The organism is Oceanobacillus chungangensis (assembly GCF_003369565.1).
Classification (GTDB): Bacteria; Bacillota; Bacilli; order Bacillales; family Amphibacillaceae; genus Oceanobacillus; species Oceanobacillus chungangensis.
Window position 1 is genome coordinate 72848 of record NZ_PIOD01000029.1, and the last position, 10363, is coordinate 83210.

General features: G+C 37.1%; 8 protein-coding genes, 11 tRNA genes and 1 rRNA gene. 19 read left to right on the forward strand and 1 reads right to left on the reverse strand.

The window, feature by feature from the left end; translation table 11 throughout:
• Nucleotides 1-85: 85 nt before the first annotated feature.
• The 6 genes from CWR45_RS18995 (at nt 86) to CWR45_RS19020 (ending at nt 5957) form a co-directional block, all read left to right on the forward strand.
• Entirely contained in the window at nt 86-1099 is a 1014-nt protein-coding gene (locus CWR45_RS18995; protein WP_115751417.1) for a PP2C family protein-serine/threonine phosphatase, read from the forward strand.
• A gap of 112 nt (nt 1100-1211) precedes the next feature.
• Nucleotides 1212-1556 (forward strand): anti-sigma factor antagonist, encoded by a 345-nt coding sequence (locus CWR45_RS19000; protein WP_115751418.1) that lies wholly within the window; start codon nt 1212-1214, stop codon nt 1554-1556.
• Nucleotides 1543-2019: an anti-sigma B factor RsbW gene (rsbW, locus tag CWR45_RS19005; protein ID WP_115751419.1), complete on the forward strand. Its 477-nt coding sequence runs from the start codon at nt 1543-1545 to the stop codon at nt 2017-2019. Before CWR45_RS19000 ends, rsbW begins: the two co-directional genes overlap by 14 nt.
• Nucleotides 1991-2782, forward strand: coding sequence for an RNA polymerase sigma factor SigB (gene sigB / locus CWR45_RS19010; RefSeq protein ID WP_115751420.1), 792 nt, complete (start codon nt 1991-1993; stop codon nt 2780-2782). The genes rsbW and sigB overlap by 29 nt, the downstream gene beginning before the upstream one ends.
• Nucleotides 2779-3375, forward strand: coding sequence for a protein phosphatase 2C domain-containing protein (locus tag CWR45_RS19015; RefSeq protein ID WP_115751421.1), 597 nt, complete (start codon nt 2779-2781; stop codon nt 3373-3375). The genes sigB and CWR45_RS19015 overlap by 4 nt, the downstream gene beginning before the upstream one ends.
• Before the next feature lie 437 nt (nt 3376-3812).
• Nucleotides 3813-5957 carry a Tex family protein gene (locus tag CWR45_RS19020; protein ID WP_115751427.1) on the forward strand — a complete coding sequence of 715 codons (2145 nt, stop codon included), beginning with the start codon at nt 3813-3815 and terminating at the stop codon, nt 5955-5957.
• A gap of 59 nt (nt 5958-6016) precedes the next feature.
• Here the strand turns inward: CWR45_RS19020 and CWR45_RS19025 are convergent, their stop codons facing one another.
• Nucleotides 6017-7498 (reverse strand): catalase, encoded by a 1482-nt coding sequence (locus CWR45_RS19025; protein ID WP_115751422.1) that lies wholly within the window; start codon nt 7496-7498, stop codon nt 6017-6019.
• Nucleotides 7499-8030: 532 nt separating this feature from the next.
• Between CWR45_RS19025 and CWR45_RS19030 the strand changes: the two genes are divergently transcribed.
• From CWR45_RS19030 to CWR45_RS19090, 13 genes are all read left to right on the forward strand, one after another.
• The gene (locus CWR45_RS19030) at nt 8031-8504 is read left to right on the forward strand and encodes a SprT family protein (RefSeq protein ID WP_115751423.1); all 474 of its coding nucleotides are present in this window, start codon (nt 8031-8033) and stop codon (nt 8502-8504) included.
• Between the two features lie 329 nt (nt 8505-8833).
• A tRNA-Asn gene (locus CWR45_RS19035) sits at nt 8834-8908 on the forward strand.
• Between the two features lie 3 nt (nt 8909-8911).
• Nucleotides 8912-9002, forward strand: a tRNA-Ser gene (locus CWR45_RS19040).
• Nucleotides 9003-9018: 16 nt separating this feature from the next.
• A tRNA-Glu gene (locus CWR45_RS19045) sits at nt 9019-9090 on the forward strand.
• A 24-nt stretch (nt 9091-9114) separates the two neighbouring features.
• Nucleotides 9115-9191 (forward strand) — tRNA-Asp (locus tag CWR45_RS19050).
• Nucleotides 9192-9195: 4 nt separating this feature from the next.
• Nucleotides 9196-9270: transfer RNA gene (locus tag CWR45_RS19055), tRNA-Gln, on the forward strand.
• A gap of 107 nt (nt 9271-9377) precedes the next feature.
• Nucleotides 9378-9450 (forward strand) — tRNA-Lys (locus tag CWR45_RS19060).
• 46 nt (nt 9451-9496) lie between these two features.
• Nucleotides 9497-9580 (forward strand) — tRNA-Leu (locus CWR45_RS19065).
• Nucleotides 9581-9642: 62 nt separating this feature from the next.
• Nucleotides 9643-9719: transfer RNA gene (locus CWR45_RS19070), tRNA-Arg, on the forward strand.
• A gap of 6 nt (nt 9720-9725) precedes the next feature.
• Nucleotides 9726-9802 (forward strand) — tRNA-Pro (locus CWR45_RS19075).
• Between the two features lie 27 nt (nt 9803-9829).
• Nucleotides 9830-9903: transfer RNA gene (locus CWR45_RS19080), tRNA-Gly, on the forward strand.
• A gap of 15 nt (nt 9904-9918) precedes the next feature.
• Nucleotides 9919-9992: transfer RNA gene (locus CWR45_RS19085), tRNA-Ile, on the forward strand.
• 299 nt (nt 9993-10291) lie between these two features.
• Nucleotides 10292-10363, forward strand: a 16S ribosomal RNA gene (locus CWR45_RS19090); the annotation flags it as partial.

A 10363-nucleotide genomic window follows, 5' to 3' on the forward strand; every position in this document is an offset into this window, starting at 1 on the left:
AGTAAATAATCGGTAATTTGCTATGTTTCTACTATGTATCCCATATAAGTAAAGCAAAAATGCAAATATACTAGGAGGGTTTATTATGGATAAAATTATGGACTTGGATATTTCTCATTATAAATCACTACTAAAAAAATATTTAAGAAATCAAAATGAACAATCCTTATATGGTGTAGAACTAGTTAGTAAATCTTTCATTAAAAATAATATACTTCCCGATGAAATTGTGAACCTACATATTCAAGCATTGAGTGAATTATGCCCGGATTTAAACCTTGATGTGAAGCATTCCATGGATTTTTTACTAGAAGCAATGATCTCATATGGACTTGCGCTTCAAGAGGTCCAAACACTTCGAGAAGAACAGCTTGCACTTAAATCAGAAATATCGGTTGCAGCAAATATGCAGGAAACACTTTTAGGTACGACTGTTCCAGAGGTTGAGGGGTTAGATATTGGAGTTATTAGTGTTCCAGCGAATCAAATGAATGGGGATTATCATCATTTCGTGAAGGGGAATGATGGCTCTATCGGAATCGCAATGGCTGATGTCATTGGAAAGGGCATACCAGCGGCATTATGTATGTCGATGATTAAATATGCGATTGATAGCTACCCAGAGGATAAGATGAGCCCGGAGATGATCTTAAAGAACCTTAACCGGGTGGTAGAACGAAACGTAGACTCAAGCATGTTTATCACGATGATTTATTCACAATATCTACCTTCAGAAAGTAAACTAATGTATGCATCAGCTGGTCATGAGCCTGGTTTTTATTACAATGCTGAGAAGGGAACCTTTAAAGAAATAGAAACAGAAGGACTTATTTTAGGAGTGTTACCGGATACCAATTATAAACGATACGAATTAGAAATTCATGAGCAGGATATGGTGATTTTTTTAACAGATGGTGTGACTGAGTGTAGGGATGGAGAACGATTTATTGAGACAGAGGAAGTATTAAATATCATTAAAGAGTACATCGACTTACCGGCACAAGAGATAGTAACCAATGTGTACAAGCATTTCGAAAAATTGCAGGACTTTCAGTTAAAAGATGATTTCACATTACTCATTTTACGAAAAGAAGTTTAAGCACCATAATAATGGGGAAAGTGAATTATACGAGAAAGGAAATAGTTTTAAATAGATGACTGCAATAATGAATGATTACTTGGCAGTCCACTGTAGTCAGAGGGGGATGAAAATGAATTTAACTGTTAATATTCATGAAGATGTGGATAAATTTATTATCAATTTATCTGGTGAAATCGATGCATATACTGCACCTAACCTAAAAGAGAATCTCTTACCATTGACAAAACAAGCTGGAAATGCAATTGAGATTAATTTAGAAAATGTTGATTATATGGATAGCACCGGGCTAGGTATCTTTGTTAGTGCACTAAAATCTACAAAGGAAAATAATAGCAGTATGAAATTAGTAAATTTACAAGATCGTGTATTACGATTGTTTAAGATAACAGGTTTAGAAAAAATTATCGATATAGATACAGCGATTAGAGGTGGAAATCTAAATGGAAAACTTTGATTTTATTGAGATGAAAATTCCAGCTAAGGCCGAATATATTGGTGTTATTCGTTTGAGTTTGTCTGGGATTGCAAATCGAATGGGATTTTCATATGAGGATATTGAAGATCTTAAGGTATCTATTTCTGAAGCAATTACAAATGCGGTGACACATGCGTATCAACAAGAAGACCAAGGTGAAATTACAATTGGCTTTGGGGTTTATGAGAATAAACTAGAAATTATGGTAGCTGACCATGGCGGTAGCTTTGACATAAAGGAAATCAAAGATGATATTGGGCCATATGCTGGTAATGAATCTGTTGACGATTTAAGAGAAGGTGGCTTCGGTCTGTTTCTTATTAATGCATTAATGGATGAAGTACGAATTAACAATAACCATGGTGTCATAGTACTAATGACTAAGTATTTATACGAAGCAGAGGTGGATATTGATGACAACCAAATCTCAACCACACAGTAAAGGAAGAGATGAGGTTTACCAATGGATTGAATTTCTACAAAAAGAGCCGACAGATGAAGTGGTACAAGAGAAAATTGTGCTTACATATAAAAATCTTGTAGAATCAATTGCTAGAAAATACTCAAGGAATAGTATGATTCATGAAGATCTAGTACAGGTAGGTATGATTGGATTGCTAGCAGCAGTAAGAAGATATGATGCCTCTTTTGGTAAAACCTTTGAATCCTTTGCTGTTCCAACGATTATAGGAGAGATAAAACGATTCATCCGCGATAAGACTTGGAGTGTCCATGTACCAAGGCGTATTAAAGAATTAGGACCGAAGATAAAAAGGGCTGTAGATGAATTAACAACCGCAAATCAAAAGTCCCCTTCCATTAAAGAAATAGCTGAATATCTCGAAACATCAGAAGAGGAAATCTTAGAAACAATGGAAATGAGTAAAAGCTATAAAGCTCTTTCAGTTGACCGGAAAGTGGAAGGTGATTCCGATGGTGGAACGGTTGCTATATTAGATGTAGTCGGAAACGAAGATGAAAGCTACGATAATATTGATCAAAAGATTATCCTTGAAAATATTCTACATATACTATCTGAACGAGAACAGCAAATATTAAAATATACATACTTCGAGAATCTTAGTCAGAAGGAAACTGGTGAAATATTAGGTATCTCGCAAATGCACGTGTCTAGATTGCAGCGGCGTGCATTACGCAAACTTAGGGAAGCAATTCAGTCTGAAAGCACGGAGGTTTTCGATTGAATACAAATCAAAAAGTAGATGTATCGGTATATCAAAAAGCTAAGAAGGGTAATTTATGCTGTGGTGATAGTTATTTCTATGCTGAAACAGATACAGAGTTTATTTGTGCGATAGCAGATGGGTTAGGAAATGGTGAGTTTGCCAAAGAGTCATCCCAGATTGTGGTAGAAATTATTGAAGAGTACGTCGAAGCTTCAGTCGAGCAGTTAGTAAATATTTGTAATAAGAAATTGCAAGGAAAGCGTGGTGCCGTACTTGGAATTTTGAAAATTAATTTCAAATCACAGATGTACACCTTCTCCTCTATTGGAAATATTGGGGTAATAACAATTATGAATAATAAAAAGAAAAAACGTAATATCCCAAATGCAGGATATTTAGCAGGTATTAAACGTACGTTTAAAGTTGAAAAGGGTGAAATTCAACCTGGAATGAGATTTATCATGTTTTCTGATGGCGTATCGGACAAAGAGCTTTCAAAAGATTATTTTACTAATGATGATGTTCATAAAGTAACAGATATCTTTGCACAGGAAGGCTTTGATGCTATAGATGATGATACAACTTTAATCGTCATGCGGTACGATGCATGAGGAAGTTCATTCGAACTTAAAAGAAATTATGAGAAAAGGGCGGCACATTCGTGTTCGTCCTTTTGTTCTATGCTGGGTAATAACTATAGTTGATATATATTGAAACATTATTCTAATGTGGAATCCGCTACAGGTAAGTGAGTGCAATGCTACGTCTGCATATAATATTTGGGTAATCAAGTAGATGTACAATCCACAGTATAAGACTCCTAAGTACTCTCTTCACAGGGTGGCTCAACAGCCAACCGAGAAAAGCGTAGTGTACTTCTATAGCGGCATGCCCGCGAACATTAATCATTCAAGGTTACTTTGCCCTATATATAAATAGTATCAACCCATATTACTGTTCCCAATTAGGAAAAAAACTGTATTTTTGATAAAATAAGAGAGTATTTAAAGGAGGAAACACAGTGGTAGCACAATTAGAACAAGATTTTATGGGCTGGGTAGCAAAAGAAACGGAAGTAAACGCCAGCACCGTGAAAAAAGTAATTGCATTATTAGATGAAGGAAATACTGTTCCATTTATTGCACGATATCGGAAGGAAATGACCGGCGGATTAGATGAGGTTCAAATAAAATCGGTTCAGGACAAATGGCAATATGCTGTCAATCTTTCGGATAGAAAACAAGAAGTATTAAGGATTATTGATGAGCAAGGAAAATTAACGGAGGAACTTGAGCGTGAGATAGTAAGTGCAACACAATTACAACGAGTAGAAGATCTCTATCGCCCATATAAACAAAAACGAAGAACGAAAGCGACGATAGCCAAGGAAAAAGGCTTGGAACCTTTAGCTGAACTCATATGGCAACAAGAAGTTACGAATCTTGAAGGTGAAGCTGAGAATTATTTCAGTGAAGAGCATGAGTTACATACAATAGAGGATGTCTTAGCTGGTGTAAATGATATTATTGCGGAGTGGATATCCGATAATGCGGAATATCGCGATTATATTCGCGAGGAGACATTTAAGCGTGGAGTTATTCGTTCTGAGGTAAAGGATGAGGAGAAGGACGAGAAGCATGTGTATGAAATGTACTACAAATACCATGAAGCGGTTCGAACGCTCGTATCTCATCGAACTTTAGCGCTTAATCGCGGAGAGAAAGAAGAAGTTTTAAAGGTTACGATTGAACCTCCGATTGATCGAATCAATGATTATTTACAGAAAAAGGTTGTGAAACGGTCTACAACAGGAAAGGTCTCTGAATTATTAAACGTTGCAATCGAGGATAGCTATAAACGCTTAATCCAACCGTCAATTGAAAGAGAAATACGCAATAGCTTAACAGAAAAGGGAGAAGAGCAGGCTATCGATGTATTCTCGGTAAATCTTAAAAACCTATTACTCCAACCACCATTAAAGGGCAAGTCAATTTTAGGAGTTGACCCTGCATTCCGAACAGGTTGTAAGCTTGCTGCTGTAGATGAAACAGGAAAGGTCTTACATGTTGGGGTAATGTATCCGACCGCCCCTAAAAATGATATCGCAGGTTCAGAGAAAATCGTGAAAGAATTAGTGAAGAAATTTGATATAGAGCTGATTGCAATTGGAAATGGGACTGCATCACGAGAAACAGAGCATTTTATCTCAGATGTAATCACAAATAATCAGTTGAATATACCATACATTATCGTGAATGAGGCCGGTGCAAGTGTCTATTCAGCATCGGAATTGGCACGTGAGGAATTCCCTGATTTACAAGTTGAGCAAAGAAGTGCGGCTTCCATTGCCCGTCGGGTACAGGATCCATTGGCCGAGCTTGTTAAAATTGACCCGAAATCGATCGGTGTTGGTCAATATCAGCATGATGTTAGTCAGAAGGCATTAAATGAATCATTAACGTTTGTAGTTGAAACAGCGGTTAACCAAGTAGGGGTTAATGTAAATACTGCCTCATCCTCACTTCTGCAATATGTAGCTGGCCTAAGCAAGACCGTAGCGAATAATATTGTGAAGAAACGAAATGAAGAAGGGAAATTTACTAACCGTAAACAATTGAAAAAAATCCCTCGACTCGGTGCAAAAACCTATGAACAGGGGATTGGTTTCTTACGTATTATTGATGGAGAACATCCACTTGATCGAACACCAATTCATCCTGAGAGTTATAAAACGACCGAAAGTCTCTTGAAGATGATGGATTGTGAGCTTACAGATATAGGTTCAGCGAAGCTTCGTGAAACAATCAATGCTTATGATAATAATGAGCTTGCTGAGAAATTGGAAATCGGTGTACCAACATTAATCGATATACTTGATGCGTTAAGTCGTCCGGAGAGAGATCCGCGCGATGATTTTCCACAGCCATTGTTAAAGCAAAACGTTTTATCATTGGAAGACTTAAAACCTGGCATGGAAATGCAGGGGACCGTACGAAATGTTGTCGATTTCGGAGTATTCGTTGATATTGGTGTGAAACAAGATGGTCTTGTTCATATCTCGAAGATGGCGAATAAATTTGTGAAGCACCCTATGGATATTGCTTCTGTTGGAGATGTTATAACAGTCTGGGTTGAGAATATTGATGCTGATAAAGGAAGAATTGCATTATCTATGATTAAGGATGATAAATAATTGTCTCTATAATAAAAAACGCCTCTCAAGAAAAGACTTGGGAGGCGTTTTACTACTACTTATTCTTTGCCGCTTGCAGCTTCTACTTCACTAATTGAAATACCAAGTGCTTTTGCAACACCTTCACCGTAAGCTGGATCTGCTTTATAGCAGTTATTAATATGGCGAAGTTGAATTTCTTTTGTCGTACCTTGCATATTACGCGCAGTGTTTTCGAATAATCTTTGTTGTGCTTCTGGGCTTTGTAGTCTGAATAATTTACCAGGTTGCTCATAGTAAAGATCATCGTCTTCACGGAAGTCCCAATAGTTCGCATCGCCACCAAGCTCTAGTGCAGGCTCTTGGTGCTCTTTACTATCTGCCCATTCGCCGTAGCTGTTAGGACTATATGAAATTTTGGCACCGTATGGATGAATACGCATTGCCCCATCACGATGGTATGGATGGAAGTTCTTAGCATTCTTCGGATAGTTAACAGGAATTTGCCAGTGGTTTACACCTAGACGGTAGCGTTGTGCATCACCATATGAGAATAGGCGACCTTGTAACATTCTATCAGGTGAGAAGCCGATACCAGGAACAATGTTTGTCGGAGCAAATGCTGCTTGCTCTACTTCTTCAAAATAGTTTTCTGGATTACGGTTAAGCTCCAATTCTCCAACTTCGATTAGAGGGAAATCACCTTTATACCATACTTTTGTTAAATCAAATGGGTTATATGGCATATTCTTCGCTTGTTCATCTGTCATTACTTGGATGTACATTTTCCATTTGGGGAAGTTACCTTGCTCTATGTTATCGAATAAGTCTTTTTGACTGCTTTCACGGTCTTTACCAACTAATTCTTCTGCTTCTTGATCTGTTAAGTTTTCAATACCTTGTTCTGTGTAAAAATGGAATTTAACCCAAACACGTTCATTGTCTGCATTAATCATGCTATATGCATGGCTTCCAAATAAATTCATATGTCTATATCCGTTTGGAATACCGCGATCACTCATTACGACTGTTACTTGATGTAAAGCTTCAGGAAGACTTGTCCAGAAATCCCAGTTTGATTGTGGGTTGTGCATGTTAGTTTTTGGATCACGTTTAACAACATGGTTTAAATCAGGGAAACGTTTAGGATCACGCATGAAGAATACAGGGGTATTATTTCCAACTAAATCCCAGTTTCCTTCTTCCGTATAGAATTTTAATGCTGCACCACGGATATCACGTTCAGCGTCAGCAGCTCCACGTTCACCAGCAACTGTTGAAAAACGAGCAAACATGTCGGTTTTCTTGCCAACCTCTGAGAAAATCTTAGCTTTAGTATATTTTGTAATGTCATTTGTGATAGTTAAAGTACCATAAGCACCAGAACCTTTCGCATGCATACGACGCTCTGGAATTACTTCTCTATCAAAATGTGCTAATTTCTCAAGGAACCAAAAATCTTCCATCAACAATGGACCTCTAGGACCAGCAGTCTTTGAATCATCATCATTAGGTACTGGAGCACCAAAAGCGGTTGTCATTTTCTTGTTATTCTCGCTCATTAATTTATTCCCTCCTGTTTTATAAACTACAATAATTATAATAACATAGTAATTATAATATTACTATTATTATAGACTCTTATTATCGGTGAAAAGTGTGGAGTGAAAGGGTTTGTTGTGACAAAAACTTATGAAGATACAATATAATTTTTAGAAAACACGTTGGAAAACTTTCTTAACTAAAACATTAAATGATAAACGATGTATGAATAATGAGAGATTTTATATAGAAATTTAAATAAGTAGAGTTGGGGTTATGATAGAAGTATTTATGCTGGAGGTGTATTAGTATTTACTGGAGACACTGTAAACTCCCTAATTTAATTATAAATTAAACAAATTTAAAATCAATATTTAAAGCCGTGTGATTAATGTTATAAGTTTTTAGGTATATTAAGTAGAAGGAATTCAGATAGATTGAGGCAAATAAAAAGAAGTGGCGTCTGTAGATAATAGGTAGAAATATGTTAAGATGGATGGGAAATAAAATAATTTCTATTCACATTATCATTACAAATAGGGAAGATACGAAATGGATCCAATAAACAAACAGACATTATATAATATGGTTGATAGAATTTCTTTAGAGTTCTTTGATAAGCCATTTGTACATGATGTGGAATTTAATCATCGATTGAAAACGACAGGTGGCAGATACATGCCTGGAAAGAGGTTAATTCAATTAAACCCAAAGTATGTTACAGAGATGAATATGGATGAACTTATTGGTATCATTAAACATGAACTTTGCCATTATCATCTTCATATAGAAGGAAAAGGTTACAAGCATATTGATCCAGAATTTAAAGCTTTATTAAAAAAGACTGGCTCACCAAGACATTGTAACCCACTTCCTTCTCAAAAAAGAAAACATCAATATTTATATAAATGTAAACAATGTAATCAGGAGTATAGGCGAGTTCGACGTGTAAATTTGAAAAAATATCGTTGTGGTAAATGTAGTGGACAGCTTGTGCAGATTACGAATAAACAACTTGGATTATAGTTGGCAAATGGTTGGTATACTAGCCTCGATGTATCGTATTAAGATCATTTGTAAATTTTTATTAAAAATCCATTGACGAAATATGTCATCCATGGTAAATTAAATAAGCTATCAAATCTAGTGATGAGAATTCTTTACTGCAAGATTGTAATCTGATTTGAGGGAACGTAATAGTTAGATTAAAGTAATTTTTATTAACTAGAAAAAAAGTGTTGACAACTTATTGGTAAACATGGTAAGATATTTTTCGTTGCTGTTAATTTGAAATTAACTTGTAACACGAAAAGGATTCATGTTTTACTTGAAGGAACTTCAATACTATTCATTATTCCACAGTAGCTCAGTGGTAGAGCAATCGGCTGTTAACCGATCGGTCGTAGGTTCGAATCCTACCTGTGGAGCCATATGGGGAAGTACTCAAGAGGCTGAAGAGGCGCCCCTGCTAAGGGTGTAGGTCGCGTAAGCGGCGCGAGGGTTCAAATCCCTCCTTCTCCGCCATATTTTTTCAATGAATGGCCCGTTGGTCAAGCGGTTAAGACACCGCCCTTTCACGGCGGTATCACGGGTTCGAATCCCGTACGGGTCATCTTTTTTGTTTTTTATATGTTTTGGTCCGGTAGTTCAGTTGGTTAGAATGCCTGCCTGTCACGCAGGAGGTCGCGGGTTCGAGTCCCGTCCGGACCGCCATTAATGGGCTATAGCCAAGCGGTAAGGCATCGGGTTTTGATCCCGTGTATCCTAGGTTCGAATCCTAGTAGCCCAGCCATTTCTAAGTTTGTTTCAGTCATATAATTAAATGTATGCATGAGATTACTTATACTATTTAGAAATAGTATTTTTTTATTAGAAAAAACATTCAAGTATTTTTAATGTGAGCCATTAGCTCAGTCGGTAGAGCATTTGACTTTTAATCAAAGGGTCGAAGGTTCGAATCCTTCATGGCTCATCAATAACATTTAAAGTAATATTTCTTCAGTTAGAAGAACAACTACGCGGTCGTGGCGGAATGGCAGACGCGCTAGGTTGAGGGCCTAGTGGGTGAATAACCCGTGGAGGTTCAAGTCCTCTCGGCCGCACTTTAAAAAGCCTTGCTATTAACTCTTAGAAATGTTAGAATCTATATCTTCACTATTTTCAAGCGCCCGTAGCTCAATTGGATAGAGCGTTTGACTACGGATCAAGAGGTTAGGGGTTCGACTCCTCTCGGGCGCGCCATTATTCCGGGAAGTAGCTCAGCTTGGTAGAGCACTTGGTTTGGGACCAAGGGGTCGCAGGTTCGAATCCTGTCTTCCCGACCAGTGAAGCTTTTAGGAAATGTTATATATGCGGGTGTAGTTTAGTGGTAAAACCTCAGCCTTCCAAGCTGATGATGAGGGTTCGATTCCCTTCACCCGCTCCAAATAATTTATTATTTGGGCCTGTAGCTCAGCTGGTTAGAGCGCACGCCTGATAAGCGTGAGGTCGGTGGTTCGAGTCCACTCAGGCCCATCGCACTTTTTTTAAAAAAGTGTTGACTTGTTAAATGAAAAATGATATTGTATAAAAGTTGTTAAAAAAACAACAGTAAATAACTTGAAAAAGTTGTTGACAATAAGAATTGATTTATGATATATTAACTGAGCTGCTTTTGACAAGCAACTTAACATTTGCTCTTTGAAAACTGAACAAAACAACCAGTATGTCAATGAAAAGAAACTTGTTTTCTTTTCAATAAAACAAGAAGGTAACACTTCTTAAAGCTAAGACATTATATGAAATTGATTGGTGTCAATTTCAATTCAAACACTTTATTGGAGAGTTTGATCTTGGCTCAGGACGAACGCTGGCGGCGTGCCTAATACATGCAAGTCGAGCGCAGG